This window comes from Micromonospora alfalfae (assembly GCF_022230925.1).
Taxonomy (GTDB): domain Bacteria; phylum Actinomycetota; class Actinomycetes; order Mycobacteriales; family Micromonosporaceae; genus Micromonospora; species Micromonospora alfalfae.
In genome coordinates this window covers 151,131-170,697 of sequence record NZ_JAKKFH010000021.1, presented here as the reverse complement: position 1 = coordinate 170,697, position 19,567 = coordinate 151,131, and the positions used below count along the sequence as shown (strand labels likewise).

Below are 19,567 nucleotides of genomic sequence, written 5' to 3'. Positions count from 1 at the left end.
GCTGCACTCCCCCGTGCGGTGGCTCTGGGCGTTCCCTTTCGAGGTCACGCGACGGTTACCCGCCACGCCAGCGGCATACCCGACCGGGCTCGGCCAATACGTGCCGCCGCCGGGCGGAGACGGCGACGGCCGGCGGGGCAGAAGCCCCACCGGCCGTCGCGCGGTGCCGGGTGGTGCGACCCGGAACCGTCAAACGTGCCGTGGCCTGCTCAGAAGGCCTCCTCCGGGAGGTCCATGATGTCGAGGTCGGTGCCCTCGATGATCCGCCGGTCGGCGCCGATGCGGGGCAGCACCTCACGGGCGAAGAAGCGGGCAGCGGCCACCTTGCCGGTGTAGAACGCCTTGTCGCTGGCGGACACCTCGCCGGCCAGGGCCTTCAGCGCCACCTCGGCCTGCTTCTGGAGCAGCCAGCCGACCACCAGGTCGCCGATCGCCAGCAGGAACCGCCGGCTGCTCAGCCCGACCTTGTAGAGGGCGCGGGTGTCGCCGCCCTGCGCCTCGCCCAGCCAGCCGGTCATCACACCGAGGATGTTCTGCACCTCGCCGAGGGCCTTGCCGAGCGCCTGCCGCTCCTCCTTGAGCTGACCGTTGCCCGCCTCGGAGGAGATGAACTCCTGGATCTCGCCGGCGACCGCCATGAGTGCCTTGCCGTTGTCCCGCACGATCTTGCGGAAGATCAGGTCGAGGCTCTGGATGGCGGTGGTGCCCTCGTACAGGGTGTCGATCTTGGCGTCGCGGACGTACTGCTCCAGCGGGTAGTCCTGGAGGAACCCGGAGCCGCCGAAGGTCTGCAGGGCCTCGTGCCCGAGCATCTCGTACGCCCGCTCCGAACCGACGCCCTTCACCAGCGGCAGCAGCAGGTCGTTGACCCGCTTGGCCAGCTTGGTGGCCTTCTCGTCGCCGGCCGCCTCGGCGATGGCGACCTTGTCCTGCCAGGTGGCGGTGTAGAGAACAAGGGCACGAAGCCCCTCGGCGTACGACTTCTGCAGCAGCAGCGAGCGGCGTACGTCCGGGTGGTGGGTGATGGTGACCCGGGGGGCGGTCTTGTCCGCCTGCTGGATCAGGTCGGCGCCCTGCACCCGGTTCTTCGCGTACTCCAGGGCGTTGAGGTAGCCGGTGGAGAGGGTGGCGATGGCCTTGGTGCCGACCAGCATCCGGGCGTACTCGATGATCATGAACATCTGCCGGATGCCGTCGTGCTTGTCGCCCAGCAGCCAGCCCTTGGCCGGTACGCCGTGCTCACCGAAGGTCAGCTCGCAGGTGTTGGAGACCTTCAGACCCATCTTGTGCTCGACGTTGGTGGTGTAGACGCCGTTGCGCTCACCCAGCTCGCCGGTGGTCTCGTCGAAGTGGAACTTCGGCACCACGAAGAGCGACAGACCCTTGGTGCCGGGGCCACCGACGCCCTCCACGCCCACAGGGCGGGCCAGCACGTAGTGCACGATGTTGTCGCTCAGGTCGTGCTCGCCCGAGGTGATGAAGCGCTTGACGCCCTCGATGTGCCAGGAGCCGTCCGGCTGCTGGATGGCGCGGGCGCGGCCGGCGCCGACGTCCGAGCCGGCGTCCGGCTCGGTGAGCACCATGGTGGAGCCCCACTGCTTGTCGATGAAGATCTTGGCCCACGCCTTCTGCCGCTCGGTGCCCTCGACGTGCAGCACGTGCGCGAAGGACGGGCCGGAGGCGTACATCCAGATGGGGGCGTTCGAGCCGAGCACCAGCTCGGCGAGGGCCCACCAGAGCGCGCGGGGGGCGTTGGTGCCGCCCAGCGCCGGCGGCAGGTCCAGTCGCCAGAACTCGGAGTCCATGAACGCCTGGTAGGACTTCTTGAACGACTCCGGCAGCGGCGCGGTGTGCGTGACCGGGTCGAAGACCGGCGGGTTGCGGTCACTGTCCGTGTAGCTGGCGGCCAGGTCCTCGCGGGCGAGGCGGTCAAGCTCGGCGAGGAAACTGCGGGCGGTGTCGGCGTCGAGTTCGGAGTACGGTTCCTGGCCGAACGCCTGGTCCGCCCCGAAGACCTCGAACAGGTTGAACTCAAGGTCCCGCAGGTTGCTCTTGTAGTGGGTCATGCTCGCTGGCCCCGCTTCCGGACAGGTGTTACCGATCAGTAACCCCGACTGTATTACTCGCGGGTAGGCAGCGACAAGCGGATCACCCAAGTGACGGCGATTACACACCCGCGGGCGAGGTCGGCCGGCTCAGCTCTCGGCGGCGCCGACCTCCCAGCTCGGGACGGCGACGGCAGCGCCGGTACGGGCACCCACATACTCCATCAGGACCAGCGCGATGTCGTCGTCGAGTCGACCGTGCACCCACTCGACCAGGGCGGTCTCCAGCGATGCCAGCCCGTCGGCGACAGTGCCATGGCCCAGCAGTCGCCAGGCCCGGTCGGCGGTCGGGAAGAACTCGCCGTCCCGCCGCGCCTCGCCGAGACCGTCGGTGAACAGCAGCAGCCGGTCCCCGGGCTCCAGGCGTTCGACCCGGGGGCGGACCACCGGCATGAACCCGAGCGGAGGCGCCGGGGCCGGCGGTTCCAGCGGGATCACCGCACCCCGGCGTAGCAGCAGCGGTGGCGGGTGCCCGCAGTTGACGATCGTGAGGGTGCCACCACGCTCCTCGACCAGTGCCGCCGTGACGAAGTCCTCGTCGCCGACGTTGCGGGCCACAGCGCGGTCCAGGTCGGCGACGACGGCCCGCAGGTCGGCCCGCTCGTACGCCACGTGCCGGTAGGAACCGAGGACGATGCTGGCCAGCCGGACCGCGTCCAGACCCTTGCCCCGCACGTCACCGATGATCATGCGGACGCCGTAGGGCGTGTCGATCGCCTCGTACAGGTCGCCGCCGATCTCGGCCGTCGCTGTGGAGGAGATGTAGCGTCCCGCTACCGAGAGCGTGCCGACCTGCGGCCCGAGCGGGCGCAACACCGCCTGCTGGGCCACCGCGGCGAGCTTGGTCAGCTCGACGATCCGCTCGGCCTGCCGCTGGCGAACCCACGCCACCGCCACTGCCATTCCGGTGGCGAGCGCGACCGCGACAACGTTGACCGAGGTGACCAACGAGACCTTCGGCGCGACCAGCGCGAAGCCGGCGCCGATCACCGTCGCCGCGACGCCCACCCCCAGGACCACCAGCCAGGACGCCAGGGCGGCGGCGAGAACCGGCGCGGCCGCCAGGAGCGCGACGTAGTGGACCTTGCGGCCGTCCGCCGCCTCCACCGCCGACACGATCGCGAGCAGAGCGAGGGCCGCGCCGAGGCCGGCGCGGGATCCGGGGCTCAGCGGGCGACGGCCCGACTGGAGGAGTCGCGTGGATACGACTGACAGTTTGCCTGATCCACGTGAACCGGTGAATGAACCTGACCCGTCGTCCGAGGAGGTTCTGTCCGGCCGGCCCAGTCGGCCGACCGAATCGGCGTCGCCGGTCCCGCTCAGCCGAGGACCTCGTAGCGGACGGTGAGCGCACCCACGTCGACCGAGGCGATGCTGGCGAAGGCGGCCCGGGAGAGGTCCAGGCAGCGGCCGTCGATGAACGGGCCGCGGTCGTTGATCCGTACCGTCACCGACTTGCCGTTGGCCGGGTTGGTCACCCGGACCTTGGTGTTGAACGGCAGCGTCTTGTGCGCGGCGGTCAGCGCGTTCGGGTTGAACGACTCGCCGTTGGCGGTGAGCTGCCCGTCGGAGTAGAACGAGGCGCCGCACGAACCGCTGTCCAGGACCTTCGCCGCGGCGGTGGTCTTCTTGACTGTCGGCTTCGGCTTCGGCTTCGGCGACGAGGTGCGCTCCCTGCCCCGGGAGGCGGCCTGCTGCGACCGGGTCGCCGACGGGCTGGCGGTGACGCTGGGCGAGGCGCTGGCGCTCGGGGTGACGGCCGGGGAGCTGGGGGTGAGGCTGCTCGCGGCGGTGGTCGGGGTGAGGTCGAGAGCAACCTGCCCCGACTGGTCGGAGCCGGAAACCAACTGCACGGCACCTACGGTGCCTCCGACGGCGAGGGCGACGCCGACCGCCGCGGTGGCCACGATGCCCGCCGGGGAGGAGAAGATGCGGGTACGAGAGTGCTTGCCTACCACCGGCCCGGTCCTTTCGTCGTCTGAACAAACCGGGTCGGACCGTAACGAGAGAAGTACTTCCGACGTCAACGTGATCATGGTGGTATGCCCGTATTTGCACAGGTACGTGTAGCCGATCATCCGACCCCGGGTGGGCCGGGTGGCCCGGGTGCCACCGCGCCCGCCGCCCGTGCCGCAGGATGAGCGGATGCCCGCCGATCTGACCGAACGCCTGGCCGCCCTGTTCCAGTGGATCGACCCCGGCCCGGACACCAGTCACCTGGTCAGCGACATCTCCGGTTGGTGGCGGGACGCGGCGGTGCTGGCCAAGCTGGGGCCGGCCCTGGTGGCCCCGTACCGGGCCGCCCGGCCCACCGTGGTGCTCGCGCCGGCCGTCACCGGGCTGCTCCTCGGGCCGTTGGCCGCCACCGCCCTCGGCGTCGGCTTCGTGGCCGCCCACAAGGCCGGTGACGGACGACTGCCGGCCGGGCCGCTCACCTGGGCGCAGAGCCCACCGGACTACCGGGGTCGACGGGTGGACCTCGCCGTGCGGGACCGACACCTCGGCCCCGGCGACCGGGTGCTGGTGGTGGACGACTGGGTGCGTACCGGCGCGCAGCTACGCGCCCTCTACGACATCTGCGCCGCGCGGGGCGCCGAGGTGCTGGGCACCGCAGTGGTGGCAGTGGACTGCCCGCCCGAGGTCGCTGCCGACCTACGGATCACCGGCCTGATCGACGCCGCGGATCTGCCCGCTTGACCTGAAGCGAGGTTCAGCACCGACGATCGGCTGATGAGTGACGGAGTTCTCGACGAGGCGTACGAGCGACTGCACCGAACCGGCCCCGAATATCAGGGCTGGCTGTCCAACCACGGGCCGATGGCCGTCGAGGCGTTGGTCCGACACGGGCACCCACACCGGGTGCACCGGTGGCTCGACGACTACCTCGGCCGCCTCGACGAACTGCCCCGGGGGCTGCACCCGATCGACGACTGGCGGTCGGCGCTGGGCGATCCGAAGCGCGCCGGCGACTGGCTGGCCTACTTCGACCGGCAACTGCGCGAACACCAGTGGCGTGCGGTACTCGGCACCTGGTGGCCCCGGCTGCTGCCGGGCATCGCCGCCGGTGCCACGCACGGTGTGATCCGGGTCGGGCACGCCGTACGCGCGCTCGACCCGGACGACGAGAACCCACAGCGGCTCACCGAGCTGGGCCAGGCCCTCGGCTACTGGGCGGCCCGCTGGCAGCCGATCCCCGGCACCGACCGGCTGCTCAGCGGCGATCCGGACCAGCCCGACACCGACGACATCGACGTGGCAGCCGCGCTGGCCGGGCTGCCCCGGATCGACGACCAGACCGGCGGCGTCCGGGATCGGCTGGACCAACTGCCGGGCGTACCCCGATGGGAGCCGGCACTCGCGACGCTGCGCCCCGCGCGGAGCCCGGCCGAGGCGGAGCGCGGGCTCACCACGCTGGTGCACCGGGCCGGCCTGAACTACCTGCGCTTCGGGCACACCGCGCCGGTCATGCTGGTGCACGCGGTCACCGCCCCGACCGCCGTGCTGCGTACCCTGCCGGCACTGGACCGTGGCCTGTGGGCGCCGAGCCTCACCGCGGCCTGGGCCGCGACGGCGGCCATGACCTCCGTGTACGCCCCAGCCCACGGCATCGCGCCACCGACAGTGACCCCCGCAACACCGGCGGAGGTCTTCGCCCGCGCGGCCCGCCACGGCGACGAGCACGTGGTCAAGCTCGCCGACGCGATCCTCGACGCGTACGCGACCAGTGCTGACGAACGGCTCCTCACCGCACCCGGCTACGCCGGCCAACTGATCTGAGCGGGGCGACGGGTATTGCGGCGGCGGGCCGGGCCGCCCTGGCCTAGCCTCGGCAGGATGTGGCCTCGGATCGGTGAACTGCGCGCCCTCGCCCTCGGCACCCCCGGTGAGTTGCGGGCAACCCTCAACACCCTGGTGCTGGCCGGTGTGAAGACAGCGACGGCCGGCCGGCTCGCCGAGTACGCGGAAGAAGGCGAGGAGTTGGAGCACGTCGGCGAACGCCTGGCGCTTGTCGACGACGACAACGCACTGGCCGGCGTCGTGGAGATCACCGGAGTCGAGGTGGTCCGCTTCGCCGACGTGCCCTGGGACTTCGCCCACGCCGAGGGCGAGGGCGACCGCTCGATCGAGGAGTGGCGGGCCGGGCACTCGACCTACTGGGCGCGGCTCGGCACCCCTGTCGACGGCGACACCCCCATCGTCTGCCTGCGCTTCCGCCTGGTTTCCGGCGGCGAGGGCGGTGTGGCCAGCGGCGACCTCGGCACCTGACCGGCCGCCCCAGCCGGTTCGGTGGCGGTCTCAGCCGCGTAGTTGTGGCAGCAACCGCGTCGCCACATCCACCAGGATGGCCTCGTCACCGGCGTACCAACTGCTGGCGCGCGGCCAGTGCGTCACCACGTCGGTGAAGCCCAACTCGGCGGCCCGGCCGACCTGATCGGCGAAGAACTGTGCGCTGCTGAGCGAGAAGACCGGCCCAGCGTCCAGCGAGAGGTAGCGGTCCAGGCTGGCCGGGTCGCGGCCGGCCTCGTCCAGGGTCCGGTCCATCCGCGCTGACAGCGCCGACACACTGGCCCACCAACCCGCCAGGTCGTTGTCGTCACCGGTGCCGGTGGTCACCCACCCCTGCCCGAAGCGGGCCACCAACCGCATCGACCGTGGCCCGTTGGCGGCCACCACGAACGGCACCCGAGGCTGCTGCACACAGCCGGGGTTGTTGCGAGCATCCACAGCGGCGAACCAGTCGCCCCGCCAGGTGGCGCCGTCCTCCCGCAGGATCAGGTCCAACAACTCGGTGAACTCGGCGAACCGGTCGACCCGCTGACGCGGTGGCAGCGTCTCACCACCCAGCACCGCCGAGTCGAAGCCGCTGCCACCCGCTCCCAGACCGAGCAGCAGCCGGCCCGCGGAGACGTCGTCCAGGGTGGTGATCTGCCTGGCGAACGCGGCCGGGTGTCGGAAGTTCGGCGACGCCACGAGAGTGCCCAGTCGAATCCGCGAGGTCACAGTGGCGGCCGCGGTCAGCGTGGCCATCGAGTCGAACCACGGGCCGTCGACCAGGTCACGCCAACCCAGGTGGTCGTACGTCCAGGCATGGTCGAAGCCCCACTCGTCGACCTGCCGCCAGCGACGCTGCGACTCCGCCCACCGCTGGTCCGGCAGAATCACGATGCCAATCCGCATGATCACCACCCTAGCCGGGCCGGCCGCCCGCGCCCCGGCACCTCGTGGACCAGGCGATTCATCGATCAGGGCCGGCGTCTGACCGGTATCGGTCTGCGGATCGAGGCGACCATCCCCGACCGGCAGTCCTAGATCCACAGATGCGGCCGGCCCGTACTCTCCGGGGATGCCCACCGAAGCAGTTGCTGCCCGCGTATCTCCGGATCGCCGGGCCCGCCGGGTCCGCATGATCCGTACGGTGGCGTTGCTGGTCGGGGTGGTCGTTCCGTCCCTCATCCTCCGCGAGCTGATCGAGGCTCGATTCGGCCGTGGGCCGGTGGCCGACCTCAGTGCGGTCGCGATGCCGATGGCGGCGACCGCGTGGCTCGCGCCCTACGCCTCCTATCGGCGACGCGACGCCCTGCTCTGGCTGGTCGGCCCCGGCCTCTACTTCTTCGCGGTGATCGCCTGGCGGGTGGCCCTCTCGCCCTACCGGGACTGGAGCCCCCGCCCGGAGGAGAAGCCCCGGATGCGCTGGTCACGCGACCCGGAACACGCCGGGACGTGGTACCTGACCGAGCCCGCAAGTGGCACGCGTCACACTTCTTCCCGGTAGGGACATCGCGTTCGGCTCCGACCCCTCGGGGAGCGGCACCCAGGCGGGGTGTCGCCCGAGGAGAGGATCGGAGCGCGATGACGAAGGTGACCGCACAACTGTCGGTGTCGGTGGACGGCTTCTACGCCGGCCCACAGTTCGACGGGAACGGCAACTGGATGGACTCGGCGGAGAGCGCGAAGTTCTTCCGGGTCACCCGGTGGGCGACCGAAGCGGCGGCCTGGCGCGAACGGCAGGGTTTTGCCGGCGGCGAGCAGGACACCAACTCCGAGGTGATCGCCGAGTCGTTCGGCGCGGCCGGCGCGTACGTGATGGGACGCCGGATGGCCGACGGGGGTGAGATCCCCTGGGGTGAGGAGCCGCCGTTTCGCGCGCCGGTCTTCGTCGTCACCCACCGTCCCCGCCAGCGGCTGCAGCGGGGAGGGGGCACCAGCTTCACCTACGTCACCGACGGCGTGGCCAGCGCCGTGGAGCAGGCGCGCGCCGCGGCCGGTGGCAAGGATGTCGCGGTGGCCGGGGGCGGCAGCCTGGTCCGGCAGGTGCTCAAGGCCGGCCTGCTCGACGAGTTGGAACTGCACGTCGTACCGGTCGTGCTCGGCACCGGCCTGCGGCTCTTCGACGCGGACCTCGACCTGGGCGATCGGGAGGGAGTCGAGCTGATGCCGACCCGCGTCCTCGCCACCCCACAGGTGACCCACATCCGGTACGCGGTGCGCGGTCGCGCCCCGCTCGTGCTCGACGACAGGGGCAGGGGAGGCGGCCCGACGGTGACCGCGAACTGAATCACTGCCCATCGAAGGAAGGGGGGAGACACCATGGCGCAACTGTTGCGGGTGCAGTGCTTCAACGTTTCGCGCGACGGGTTCGGCACCGGGGAGGGGCAGAGCCTGGAACGGCCCTTCGGTCACGCGGACCCCACACCGCTGTTCTCCTGGCGTGCCGCCACCGCCAGCTTCGTGTATCGCACCGAGCCGGGGGGCACCCGTGGCCTGGACGACTACCTGACCCGTGACGCCGAGAGCAACATCGGCGCGGAGATCATGGGCCGCAACAAGTTCGGCCCCCAGCGTGGCCCCTGGGAGAACCATGACTGGCAGGGCTGGTGGGGGGACAACCCACCGTTCCACACGCCGGTCTTCGTGCTCACCCACCACGTGCGCCCGTCGTTCAGCCTGTCCGACACCACGTTCCACTTCCGCGATGTCAGCCCGGCCGAGGCACTGGCCGAGGCGAAACAGGCTGCCGACGGTCGGGACGTACGCCTCGGTGGTGGGGTCGCCACCATCCGCGAGTTCATCGAGGCCGATCTGGTCGACACGATGCACATCGCAGTGGCGCCCGTCGACCTCCACCGGGGAGAGCGGTTGTGGGACAGCCCCGACGAACTGCTCGACCGCTTCCACCTCGAATCGGTGCCCAGCCCCAGCGGAGTCACCCATCTGCTGTTCTGGAGGCGATGACAGCCCTGGCCGCGGCCCGTTCGTCTAGAGCCGGGCCAGCACCAGCAACCGGTTGCCGTCGGGGTCGGTGACCCGCGCGGACCGTTCACCCCAGGGCTGGTCGACCGGCTCCTCGGTGACTGTCGCTCCACCGGTACGCAGCGCGCCCACGGCTGCGTCGCAGTCGTCGGCGTAGACGCACAACTCCCAGCGGTGCGAGTCGGCCGGCCCGCCAGCCTCCGGGTTGGCGGCCAGGCCGAGCTCGCTGCTGCCCAGCCGTAGCGCGACGAACTCCGGTGCACCCTCGTCCGGGAACCGGTAGGTCAGCTCGAAGCCGACCACGTCCCGGTAGAACGCGATCAGTCGTGGCAGGTCAGGTGTCGTCACGATCGGAAAGGCTTCGGTGAACACGGACCACCTCCAAGCCGGACCCTAGCCGCTGGCGAGGCCCGGCAGGAACCACCACACCTCGCCGTGCTGGAGGAGGCCGACCTGATCCAGATCGAACGGGGCCACCACGGCCGCAGGCCCAAGACCTGGATCAGGATCAATCACCGAGCAGGTACGCCGCGGCGGAGGCCGGCGAGGACGAGGGTGATGACGCCGTCCGCGTCCGTTCGGTAGGTCGGGTGGTCGTAGGCCGCGCAGATGCCGTGGAGGGCCATCATGACGGCGCCGGCGCCCACGTCGTCGCGGATGGCTCCGGCGTTGACGGCGGCGGCCAGGAGGTCGTCGATGACCTGGCCCAGGGCCTGGGCACCCTCCGCCAGTGCGCCCGACTGGGTGGCCATGAGCGTGGCGAGTGTGCGGGCGAGGCCCTCGTGGCCGTGCAGGTGGTCCACGAAGCCACGCAGGAAGGACTCCAGCGCCTCGTCGGCGGGGAGGGTGGCGTGCAGCTCGCGGGCCCTGTCGCACATCGCTGTGAGTTCTTCGCGGTAGACCGCCTCGGCCAGGGCCTCCCGGGTGGGGAAGTGGCGGTAGAGCGTGCCGGTGCCCACGCCGGCGAGTTTGGCGAAGTCGTCGAAGCGCAGGTCGAAGCGGCCGTCGGCGAAGAGCTCGCGGGCCTTGGCGATCAGGGCGTCGCGGTTGCGGCGGGCGTCGGCGCGCAGTGGCTTGGCATCGGTCACGTGGGGCTCCATTGACAAGTGGAGACTATCTCCATATTTTAGAATCGGAGACAATCTCCAATTATAGGGTACGAGGTGCCGCGTGAAGATCTTGATGTTCGGCCGGGGCGTCATCGGCGCGATGTACGGATGGGCCCTGGAACGGGCCGGACACCACGTCGAGTTCTACGTCCGGCCGGGGCGGGCCGCTGCGTACGGCAATGCGATTGACCTTGACCTGCTCGACACCCGACGGCGACCGTGGGGGAAGCGGGTCGCCGAGAGGTGGCCGGTGCGCTATCGCGAGTCGCTGGAGCCGGACCACGACTTCGATCTGATCGTGCTGAGCGTGCAGCACTACAGCTTCGCGGAGGCCACCGCCTTCCTGGGATCGCGCGCGGGCAGAGCCACCGTGCTCGTCTTCAACAACCTCTGGGTCGAGCCGCTGACCGCGACCGAACACCTCCCCGCCGACCAGGTGGCCTGGGGCTTCCCCGGAGCCGGCGGTGGTTTCGGCGACGACGGTGTGCTGCGTGGGGCTCTGCTGCCCGTGGTCTTCTTCGGCACTCTCGATCGGCCGCCGACCGAGCGCGAGCGGGCCGTGCGCCAGGTGTTTCGTGAGGCGGGGTTCAGGCTCCAGGAGAACGACGACTTCCGTGGCTGGCTGTCGATCCACTTCGTTCAGAACGCGGGCCTGCACACGCAGAGCCTGAAGTCGGGCTCGTTGTCCAAGCTGACGTCCGGCAACGTACGCGAAGCGATCCTTGCCACCCGCGAACTCCTGCGGCTCGTCGAGGCTCGCGGCGTTGATCTGCGGCGGCACCGCAGCGAGCTGCTTCCTTTCACTGCGCCCGTCTGGCTGGCAGCACCGGCGATGGCCTGGCTGTTCAGGCACTTCCCGCCGATGCGCCTGGTCATGGAGGCCCACGCCAACCCCGAGGAGCTGCGCGCGGTCTGCCGCGACACCCTGGCGCAGGCGCGCAGGCTGGGCGTGGAGGTGCCCCGACTGGAGGCGGCCGAGCCCTACTTCGCCGCCGAGAAAACGATCCAGCCATCAGTACGCAGGTGCTGAAACGCCACAGGCGTGCGCGTTCACAGCCGCCCCAAAATGAGATGCGAACGGGCTCACGCAGCTGTTGGATCTCGACATGAAGCATGAGCTTGTTCGTCCCCGGAAGGCACGCCCGGGGGACCACCTCGCGGTCCTCTCACCGTCCTTCGCTGCGGCCGGTGCCTATCCCGGAATCCACGAGCAGGCCATGCGACGGCTTGCTGACCTGACCGGCCTCGTTCCGGTCGAATATCCCACCACCCGCCAGGTGGGCGCGAGCGCGGCGGCACGGGCGGCGGACATCAACGCCGCCTTCGCAGATCCCCAGGTACGCGGCATTCTCGCCGTCGTCGGCGGCGAGGACCAGATCACCGTCATCCCCCACCTGGACGGCGACCTGGCCCGAGCCGACCCGAAACCGTTCCTCGGCACCAGCGACAACACCAACCTGCACCACTGGCTCTGGGGCCTCGGCATCGCCAGCTTCTACGGCGGGTCCTCCCAGGTTCACCTCGGCCCCGGGCCTGCCGTCGACGACATCCACGTGCGCTCGCTGCGAGCGGCGTTGCTCACCGGGGAACGGCTGGAAATCACCGACCCGGGTGAGTCCGAGGACATCGGCATCGACTGGGCAGACCCGCAGGCGTTGAAGTCGCACGGAGAGCGCGAACCGACGGAGCCGTGGAGCTGGTACGGGCCGTCCCGCGCAGTCACCGGCCCCACCTGGGGTGGCTGCCTGGAAGTCATCCAGTGGATCCTGACGGCGGGACGCTTCCCGTTTCCCCCGGAGGTCCTGCACGGCGGGGTGCTGATCATCGAGACGTCCGAGGAACTCCTCCCCGCCCGCGAGGTTGGCTGGATCGTCCGCTCACTTGGTGAACGCGGTCTCCTCAGCGCCGTCGACGCGGTCCTGGTCGCCCGTCCGCCCGTCTCCGACCACACCCGTCGACCCCCCGCGGCGGAACGGGCGCTCCTTCGCGAGCAGCAGCGCGACACTGTCGTCGACGTGGTGACCCGCTACAACCCCGAGGCGGTCGTCTGCGTCGGCGTCCCGTTCGGCCACACCAAACCACAGTGGATCATTCCCCACGGCGGCCCGATCACCGTCGATGGTGTGCAACGTCGAATCTTCGCCGACTACCGATAGGAAGCCGCAGGTTATGGAGCCGACACAAACGGCCCTCATCGTGCCGATACCCGAGGCCGAGGAGGCGGTGGGCCGGTTCCGGGCATCGCTCGACCGGGCCGCCGGGTGGGGCGTGCCGGCGCACGTGACAGTCCTCTACCCGTTCCTGCCCCCGCAGCAGATCGATGAGCAGGTCATGGCGGTGCTGCGCGAGACCATTGTCGGGATACCGCGGTTCGACGTCGCACTGACGAACGTCGGCTGGTTTGGAGACACGGTCGTCTGGCTCGCTCCGCAGCCAGATCGTCCGTTCCGGGAGCTCACGACGGCGGTGTGGCAGCAGTTTCCCGAGGCGCCCCCGTATGCCGGAGCGCACAGCGACGTGGTGCCGCACCTGACCATCGGTCACGACGCCGCCAAGCCCACGCTGAGCCACGCCGCGGAAACCATCGCCGCGCACCTGCCGATCAACGCAACCATCGACAGGGTCCGGCTCATCGCCGGAACACCGGACATCAGTCCTTGGCGCACCGTCTGCGAGTTTCCACTGGGCAGCACACAGCCTGGGTCGGCTGGTACGGGACTCGCAGCGGCCACAGCGTGAAGCTGAGGCGCGGCCCCTGCTCCCGTGGCTGAGCCGCCGGGTCCTCGTGCCCAGGAACGTCGAAGGCCCTGACCGGGACTCATGTCCTGACCAGGGCCTTCGCAGTGGAGCGGGTGACGGGAATCGAACCCGCACTGTCAGCTTGGGAAGCTGATGTTCTGCCATTGAACTACACCCGCAAGCGGCACCACTGTACCCGAGTCGTCGAGCCTCTGCACCCAGGCACCCCCGCCGGTCGCGGCTGTCCGCGTACCCCTCGTCCGGGTTGATCCACTCGGCTTTCTGGAAGTCGGGGCATCCGGGGCGCTGGGACAGCGCGATTTCCATGAAGTCGAGTTGATCACCGCGGGCGGCCGGGTTGGTGCGTACGACCGGTGCCGGCTCCGTTACGACGGAGCCGGCACCGATGATCTTCCGGCCGTGGTCAGGCGGCAGTGCACTGGACGTCACGGCTGAGGCGGGTCGGACGCGCCTGCGGGACGGCGACGGGCGCCGCCACCGCCGACGGGGCGTTTGGGTCGAGCCAGACCCGAACGGCCGGCCGACCCGGCGCGAGGCCCGGGATGCCCGCGATGTGCTGCTCGCGGCGGGTGAGCATGGCCACGTCGACCGTGAACTCGAAGAGCCGCCAGTCGACCTGCGGCTCGGCCCGGGCGGTCTGCGCCAGCTGCGCCACCCGGACCGGATCGGTCACCGGACGGGCGCTCCCCGCCACGTACGCCTCGTCGTCGCTCTCCTCCGCGGGGAACGAGTGCAACGCGTAACGGCCGTCACGTTCGAGGTCGCGGCGCTTGGGCGAGTCGATGATGAAGCAGAACAGCCCCTCGGCGGTGATGACCGGGGAGACCGGATGGACGCGGGGCCCGCCGTCGGCACGGACCGTGGCCAGATAGCCGAAGCCCGGCCCGTATTGCTGGAGGAGAACGCGGATCCCGTCGGCGAGTCGGGGCTCGTCGGCGGCGAATTCGGACCAGGAAGCCATGTGGGCATTCTATCGAACAAATGTACGAGCAGCGACCTCGACGCGCTGGTCACCGCCACCGAATCCGGCCACCTTCGGCAACGCGGCTATGGTGGTCCGATGCTGCTCTCCGACCGCGACCTGGTCTCCGAGATCAAGGCCGGCACGCTGGGCTTGGAGCCGTTCGAGCCCACCCTGGTCCAACCCTCCAGCATCGACGTCCGACTCGACCGGCTGTTCCGGGTCTTCAACAACCACCTCTACACCCACATCGATCCGGCAATGCAGCAGGACGACCTGACCTCGGCGGTCGAGGTCCCCGACGGTGAGCCGTTCGTGCTGCACCCGGGGGAGTTCGTACTCGCCTCGACGCTGGAGGTCATCTCGCTGGGTGACCAACTCGCCGGCCGGCTGGAGGGCAAGAGCTCCCTGGGCCGGCTCGGGCTGCTCACGCACTCCACAGCCGGCTTCATCGACCCGGGCTTCTCCGGTCACGTGACGCTGGAACTCTCCAACGTGGCGAACCTGCCGATCACCCTCTGGCCGGGCATGAAGATCGGGCAGCTCTGCATCTTCCGACTCTCCTCGCCGGCCGAGCACCCGTACGGCTCGGTCGTCTACGGCTCGCGCTACCAGGGCCAGCGGGGACCGACACCCAGCCGCGCCTGGCAGCACTGGCGCACCTGGCCAACCCGCTAGAACCACGACGACGAGGGCCCGCCGCGACAGATCGCGACGGGCCCTTCGGTCGTCCGGGGTCAGCCGGGACGGCCGTAGCTGTGGATCGGCCCGTCGTCGACCTTCTTCATCTTGACCGGTTGACCGGCCTGCGAGGCGTGCACCACCCAGCCGCCGCCGACGTACATGCCGACGTGGTGGATGTCGCTGTAGTAGAAGACCAAATCGCCGGGGCGCAGGTCGCCCTTGCTGACGTTCTTGGTGACCCGGCTCTGGGCGGCGGCGTTGTGCGGCAGCGACACGCCGGCCTTCGCCCAGGCGGCCAGCATCAGCCCGGAGCAGTCGTACGAGTTCGGGCCCTCGGCACCCCAGACGTAGGGCTTGCCAATCTGCGCGCAGGCGAACTTGACAGCGGTGCCCGCGGCGCCGCCGGGATAGCTACCCGGGCAGGGCGCCGGGCGCAGCGGACCGCCGCCGCCGTTGCCGTACACCTTGAGGCGAAGCTTCTGCAGGCGGTCGATCTCTTCGTTGATCTGCTTCTTCTTCGCCGCCAGCTGAGCCTCGGTGCGGGTCAGCTGGGCCACCATCTCGTCCAGCGGCGCCTTCTGCGCGGCCAACTGGTCGCGCAGGTCGGCCACCTGGCGTACGTCCTTCTGCTGGTTGTGCGCGAAGCGGTCGAGCATTTCGAGCTGGCCGACCACCTCGCTGGGCGACCGGCTGCCCAGCACCGCGTTGACGGTCGAGACGTTCTCACCCTTGTAGGCGCGTACGGCCAGCGCGCTGACCTTGTCCATCGCGGCGTCGACCTGGCGCTCCAGCGGAGTGATCCGGGCGGCCAGGGCGTCTGCCTGCTTGCGCTTCGCGGCGAGGTCGGTGCGAGTGGCGTTGTGCCGTTCAATGATCGGTTCGAGCTTGTTCCAGTCGGCGTCGATCTGGCGCTCGATCTCGGCGACGGACGGGTCGGCGTGGGCCGCCGTGGCACTGCCGGTCAGGACGACGGCGATGCCCGCCAGCGCGGCGAGAGCGGTGGTGAAGCGGGACCAGCGTGGGCGCGGCACGATCGACGCCGGGCCGGCTGATGCCGACCGGTCGGACGACGGCCGCGGGGCATGGAGTGCCACCGGGGTCTCGTACTCCTTCTTCCTGACCGCCTACCGGGTTAGCTGACGGGTTCGGGCGGGAAGTCGGCGCCCTACCGCAGTGGCTGCGGATTCACCCCGAGGGACCTGGGTCCCCGGCTCGCTCGAAAACGACTCGGCGGTGTCGGTCCGTTACCGCCCGGGCTGGGCGGAGCTGCTGTCGGCCCGACGAATGACCAGAGTAGAGACGCCTGTTACCAATCCGCAACCCGTGCGGCAGTGACACTCCGTACCGATTGGACGACGTCACCGACCGTGTGTGAAGAATTCTTTCTGCAAGCTTCGATAGATGGAAAGGTATTGACCTGACCTCCCGGACGGCGCGATGGTGACCTGACCTCACTCCGCGAGAATCTAGGGGGTTCGATGCACCATCCAACCCTGTCGGCCGGCTGGCGCGCACTGCTCGCCGCCACTGTGGTAGCCGCCGCGACCACGGTGCCACTCTCCGCCGGCCCGGCCGCAGCCGCGCCCACCACCGACCGCCAGCAGCAGTACGCCGCAGCGGCCAGCGAGTACGGCGTGCCGGCCGTCGTGCTGCTCGGCGTCTCATACCTGGAGTCCCGTTGGGACACCAACGCCGGCACACCGAGCACCAGTGGCGGCTACGGCCCGATGCACCTGACCGATGCCCGGCACGTGGCCGCCCTCCCCGAGCGCGGCCACCACGACGCCGGCGCCGAGGACCCGCGCGGCGACGACTCCCGTTCCGCACTGGTGCCCGCGCCCCGGCCGGTCGAGGCACCCGCGCCGTCCACCGCCGCGTTGCAGACCGTCGACGCCGCCGCCACGCTGACCGGCGCCACCCCCGAGGCACTGCGCACCGACGCGGGTCTCAACATCCGGGGTGGGGCTGCGCTGCTGAGCGCGTACCAGAGGGATCTGGGCGCGCCGGTCGGCGCGGACACCGACCCGGCGGCCTGGTACGGCGCGGTGGCCCGCTACTCCGGCGCGGACAGCGCCGACGCCGCCGCGGCCTTCGCCGACGAGGTCTTCACCACCATCGGCGCGGGCGAAGCCCGGGTGACCGACGACGGCCAGCGGGTCAGCCTGCCGGCCCGCGCGGTGCGGCCCGAGCGTTCCTGGTTGGACCCGCTGGGCCTGCGCCGCCTGGCCCGCCCGGACGGGGTGGAGTGCCCGCGCAGCATCTCGTGCGAGTGGATCCCGGCGCCCTACGAGGCGTTCGGCGACGGGGACTACGGCAACCACGACCTCTCCGACCGGCCCGCACGGCAGAAGATCGAGTACATAGTCATCCACGACACCGAGGCGAGTTGGGCCACCACCCTGCAACTCGTCCAGGATCCGACCTACGTGAGCTGGCACTACTCGCTGCGGTCGGTCGACGGGCACATCGCCCAGCACGTGAAGACCAAGGATGTCGGTTGGCACGCCGGCAACTGGTACGTCAACGCGAAGTCGATCGGGTTGGAACACGAGGGCTTCGCGGCGCAGGGCACCTGGTACACCGAGGCGATGTACCGGACCTCGGCGAAGCTGGTCCGGCACCTGGCGTTGCGGTACGGCATTCCGCTGGACCGCCAGCACATCATCGGCCACGACAACGTGCCCGGCACCATTCCCTCGACAGTGCGGGGGATGCACTGGGATCCGGGCCCGTACTGGGACTGGACGCACTACTTCGACCTGCTGCACGCGCCTCGACTGGACACCGGCACCCCGGCCACCGGGCTGGTCCGGATCGACCCGGACTACGCCACCAACCAGCCGGCGTTCACCGACTGCGTCACAGCGGGCGTGCCCTGCGCGCCACGCGGCTCCTCCGCTGTGGTGCTGCGCAGCGCACCGTCGGCGGACGCGCCGCTGGTGAACGACATCGCGCTCCGTCCGGACGGCACCCCGAACACGATGTCCGTGTCCGACCACGGGGCCCGGGCATCCGCCGGGCAGACGTACGCGTTGGCCGGGCGGCAGGGTGACTGGACGGCGATCTGGTACCTCGGGCAGCGGGCCTGGTTCCACAACCCGGCGTCCGCGCCGACCGCCAGTTGGACAGTCGGCGTGGTGGCCACGCCGAAGCCCGGCCGAACCACCATTCCGGTCTACGGACGGGCGTACCCGGAGCAGTCCGCGTACCCGGAAGGGGTGCCCTACCAGGCGATCTCGCCGCTCCAGTACACCCTGGCCGCCGGGCAGCGGTACGCCGTCGGCGCGGTACTGGCCGGCGAGTACTACCGGGCCAGCACGTTCGACGGCTCCTCACCCGGCGACTGGACGGTGATCCGCGGCAAGAACCGGTACGCGCAGATCCAGTTCGGCCACCGGATCATGTACGTCGACCTCGCCGACGTGCAGCTGTTGCCGTCCCCGGTGGGCGCGCCCCGCTGAGAACCACGACGGCCCCCGGTCGGTGACCGGGGGCCGTCGTATCGCGCGAGGTGGATCAGCCGGGTCTGCGGAACCCGGCGATGGGCATTGTGGTGATGCTGGACACCTGCACCGGCTTACCGGCACGTGGCGCGTGCACCATCTGGTTGTTACCCAGATACAGCCCGACATGACTCAGGCCGGAGAAGAAGAAGACCAGGTCGCCGGGGCGGGCATCGCCCCGCGAGATGGCCTTGCCCTCGTTCCACTGGTCGCCGGTGTGGTGGGTGAGGTAGATCCCGGCCGCCTTGTAGGCGTACTGGGTCAGCCCCGAGCAGTCGAACGAGTTCGGGCCGGTGGCACCCCAGACGTACGGCTTGCCGACCTTGCCGCAGGCGGTCTTGATCGCGGTGCGGGCCGCCGCGCTGACCACCCCGTTGATGGTCGGGCAGGCCGCGGTCACCACAGTGGTCTTGGGCATCGACGCCTCGAGCTGCTTGATCTCGCCGTCGATCTGCTTCTTCTTCGCCGCCAGCTCGTTCTGCTGGCGGGTCTGGGTGACGATCAGCGCGTCCAGCTTCTGCTTCTCGCCGTCGTACTTGGCCCGCACGGCCAGCACACCCTCGACCTCCTTGCGCTCCTGCGAAGCGAGCCGGTCGAGGATGGTGAGCTGCTCGGTGAGCGTGTCCGGCTTGGCGCTGACCAGCAGCGCGCCGATGTCGTGCGACGGGCCCGAGATGTAGTAACGGGAGGCGAGGTCGCCCACCCGGTTGAGCGCCAGCTCGCTCTGCAGTGCCAGCGGCTCGATCTTCTTCTGCAGGTTCGCCGACTTCTGCCGGTTGACCTTCAGCTGCGCCCGGACCTTGTTGTACTGCTCGATGGTGGGCTCCAACTGCTCCCACTTCTTGTCGATCTGAGCCTCGATCTCGTCGACCGTGGGCGCGGCATGTGCCGGCGCGGTCAGCAGACCGGCGCCGACGGCCGCCGCGGCGACCAGGATCAGCACCCGGTGCGCGACGCGACGCAGGCCACCAGAGCGAGCAGACGCATTCAGGTCGTGACGATGAGGGGGCATGGTTGCCACCGGCACCGACTCCTTTGCAACCGACCGCCGGGCGCCTCGCGTGAGGGAAGGGCCGAGGCAGACGACCCACAGCGGTCGGTGCCCCACATTAGGGAAGCTCGGGGCGGTAATCAAGGCGAGCGCGGTAACCATCACTGTCGTGCAACCGCTTGCACACCAAGGGTATTGGTCCA

20 protein-coding genes, 1 tRNA gene and 1 riboswitch are annotated in these 19,567 nt (G+C 70.2%); of the genes, 11 read left to right on the top strand and 10 right to left on the bottom strand.

The genetic code is table 11. The features are described 5' to 3' along the window. Nucleotides 1–209 precede the first annotated feature (209 nt). From MED01_RS18055 to MED01_RS18045, 3 genes are all read right to left on the bottom strand, one after another. Nucleotides 210–2,066 (bottom strand): acyl-CoA dehydrogenase, encoded by a 1,857-nt coding sequence (locus MED01_RS18055; protein WP_238669733.1) that lies wholly within the window; start codon nt 2,064–2,066, stop codon nt 210–212. A 129-nt stretch (nt 2,067–2,195) separates the two neighbouring features. Next, entirely contained in the window at nt 2,196–3,320 is a 1,125-nt protein-coding gene (locus MED01_RS18050; protein WP_238669762.1) for a PP2C family protein-serine/threonine phosphatase, read from the bottom strand. Nucleotides 3,321–3,424: 104 nt separating this feature from the next. Beyond that, nucleotides 3,425–4,063, bottom strand: a complete 639-nt coding sequence (locus tag MED01_RS18045; protein ID WP_238669732.1) for a septal ring lytic transglycosylase RlpA family protein — start codon at nt 4,061–4,063, stop codon at nt 3,425–3,427. A gap of 187 nt (nt 4,064–4,250) precedes the next feature. Between MED01_RS18045 and MED01_RS18040 the strand changes: the two genes are divergently transcribed. The 3 genes from MED01_RS18040 to MED01_RS18030 are packed head-to-tail and all read left to right on the top strand — an operon-like array spanning nt 4,251 to nt 6,371. Continuing rightward, nucleotides 4,251–4,802: a phosphoribosyltransferase family protein gene (locus MED01_RS18040; protein ID WP_238669731.1), complete on the top strand. Its 552-nt coding sequence runs from the start codon at nt 4,251–4,253 to the stop codon at nt 4,800–4,802. 33 nt (nt 4,803–4,835) lie between these two features. Next, nucleotides 4,836–5,882 (top strand): questin oxidase family protein, encoded by a 1,047-nt coding sequence (locus tag MED01_RS18035; RefSeq protein WP_238669730.1) that lies wholly within the window; start codon nt 4,836–4,838, stop codon nt 5,880–5,882. Between the two features lie 57 nt (nt 5,883–5,939). Next, a complete protein-coding gene (locus MED01_RS18030; protein WP_238669729.1) occupies nt 5,940–6,371 on the top strand; it encodes an ASCH domain-containing protein in 432 nt (143 codons plus the stop codon). A 30-nt stretch (nt 6,372–6,401) separates the two neighbouring features. Here MED01_RS18030 and MED01_RS18025 read toward each other — a convergent pair whose 3' ends face one another. Beyond that, a complete protein-coding gene (locus tag MED01_RS18025) occupies nt 6,402–7,289 on the bottom strand; it encodes an LLM class flavin-dependent oxidoreductase (RefSeq protein WP_238669728.1) in 888 nt (295 codons plus the stop codon). Nucleotides 7,290–7,449: 160 nt separating this feature from the next. Between MED01_RS18025 and MED01_RS18020 the strand changes: the two genes are divergently transcribed. From MED01_RS18020 to MED01_RS18010, 3 genes are all read left to right on the top strand, one after another. Beyond that, complete coding sequence (locus tag MED01_RS18020; protein WP_238669727.1) at nt 7,450–7,878, top strand: hypothetical protein; 429 nt, start codon at nt 7,450–7,452, stop codon at nt 7,876–7,878. Nucleotides 7,879–7,955: 77 nt separating this feature from the next. Next, a complete protein-coding gene (locus MED01_RS18015) occupies nt 7,956–8,660 on the top strand; it encodes a dihydrofolate reductase family protein (protein WP_238669726.1) in 705 nt (234 codons plus the stop codon). A 33-nt stretch (nt 8,661–8,693) separates the two neighbouring features. Continuing rightward, nucleotides 8,694–9,338 carry a dihydrofolate reductase family protein gene (locus MED01_RS18010; protein WP_238669725.1) on the top strand — a complete coding sequence of 215 codons (645 nt, stop codon included), beginning with the start codon at nt 8,694–8,696 and terminating at the stop codon, nt 9,336–9,338. A gap of 24 nt (nt 9,339–9,362) precedes the next feature. On the opposite strand, the gene MED01_RS18005 is transcribed toward MED01_RS18010, so the two are convergent. Beyond that, nucleotides 9,363–9,704 carry a VOC family protein gene (locus tag MED01_RS18005; RefSeq protein WP_238669724.1) on the bottom strand — a complete coding sequence of 114 codons (342 nt, stop codon included), beginning with the start codon at nt 9,702–9,704 and terminating at the stop codon, nt 9,363–9,365. Nucleotides 9,705–9,868: 164 nt separating this feature from the next. Beyond that, nucleotides 9,869–10,444, bottom strand: a complete 576-nt coding sequence (locus MED01_RS18000; protein WP_238669723.1) for a TetR/AcrR family transcriptional regulator — start codon at nt 10,442–10,444, stop codon at nt 9,869–9,871. 82 nt (nt 10,445–10,526) lie between these two features. On the opposite strand from MED01_RS18000, the gene MED01_RS17995 reads away from it, so the two are divergent. The 3 genes from MED01_RS17995 (at nt 10,527) to MED01_RS17985 (ending at nt 13,204) form a co-directional block, all read left to right on the top strand. Further along, nucleotides 10,527–11,495 carry a ketopantoate reductase family protein gene (locus MED01_RS17995; RefSeq protein ID WP_238669722.1) on the top strand — a complete coding sequence of 323 codons (969 nt, stop codon included), beginning with the start codon at nt 10,527–10,529 and terminating at the stop codon, nt 11,493–11,495. A gap of 187 nt (nt 11,496–11,682) precedes the next feature. Beyond that, entirely contained in the window at nt 11,683–12,621 is a 939-nt protein-coding gene (locus MED01_RS17990; RefSeq protein WP_238669721.1) for an LD-carboxypeptidase, read from the top strand. Next, nucleotides 12,584–13,204 (top strand): 2'-5' RNA ligase family protein, encoded by a 621-nt coding sequence (locus MED01_RS17985; RefSeq protein ID WP_238669720.1) that lies wholly within the window; start codon nt 12,584–12,586, stop codon nt 13,202–13,204. The genes MED01_RS17990 and MED01_RS17985 overlap by 38 nt, the downstream gene beginning before the upstream one ends. A gap of 105 nt (nt 13,205–13,309) precedes the next feature. Here MED01_RS17985 and MED01_RS17980 read toward each other — a convergent pair. Both MED01_RS17980 and MED01_RS17975 read right to left on the bottom strand, forming a co-directional pair. Beyond that, nucleotides 13,310–13,383, bottom strand: a tRNA-Gly gene (locus MED01_RS17980). A 245-nt stretch (nt 13,384–13,628) separates the two neighbouring features. Further along, nucleotides 13,629–14,186, bottom strand: a complete 558-nt coding sequence (locus MED01_RS17975) for a pyridoxamine 5'-phosphate oxidase family protein (protein WP_308193503.1) — start codon at nt 14,184–14,186, stop codon at nt 13,629–13,631. Nucleotides 14,187–14,285: 99 nt separating this feature from the next. Between MED01_RS17975 and dcd the strand changes: the two genes are divergently transcribed. Continuing rightward, nucleotides 14,286–14,864, top strand: a complete 579-nt coding sequence (dcd, locus tag MED01_RS17970; RefSeq protein WP_030332009.1) for a dCTP deaminase — start codon at nt 14,286–14,288, stop codon at nt 14,862–14,864. Between the two features lie 59 nt (nt 14,865–14,923). On the opposite strand, the gene MED01_RS36145 is transcribed toward dcd, so the two are convergent. Next, nucleotides 14,924–15,964, bottom strand: coding sequence for a C40 family peptidase (locus tag MED01_RS36145; RefSeq protein WP_238669719.1), 1,041 nt, complete (start codon nt 15,962–15,964; stop codon nt 14,924–14,926). Between the two features lie 13 nt (nt 15,965–15,977). Further along, nucleotides 15,978–16,113, bottom strand: a riboswitch (cyclic di-AMP (ydaO/yuaA leader). 235 nt (nt 16,114–16,348) lie between these two features. Between MED01_RS36145 and MED01_RS17960 the strand changes: the two genes are divergently transcribed. Beyond that, a complete protein-coding gene (locus tag MED01_RS17960) occupies nt 16,349–18,331 on the top strand; it encodes an N-acetylmuramoyl-L-alanine amidase (RefSeq protein ID WP_238669718.1) in 1,983 nt (660 codons plus the stop codon). Nucleotides 18,332–18,386: 55 nt separating this feature from the next. Here the strand turns inward: MED01_RS17960 and MED01_RS17955 are convergent, their stop codons facing one another. Beyond that, nucleotides 18,387–19,400, bottom strand: coding sequence for a C40 family peptidase (locus MED01_RS17955; RefSeq protein ID WP_238669717.1), 1,014 nt, complete (start codon nt 19,398–19,400; stop codon nt 18,387–18,389). Nucleotides 19,401–19,567 lie beyond the last annotated feature (167 nt).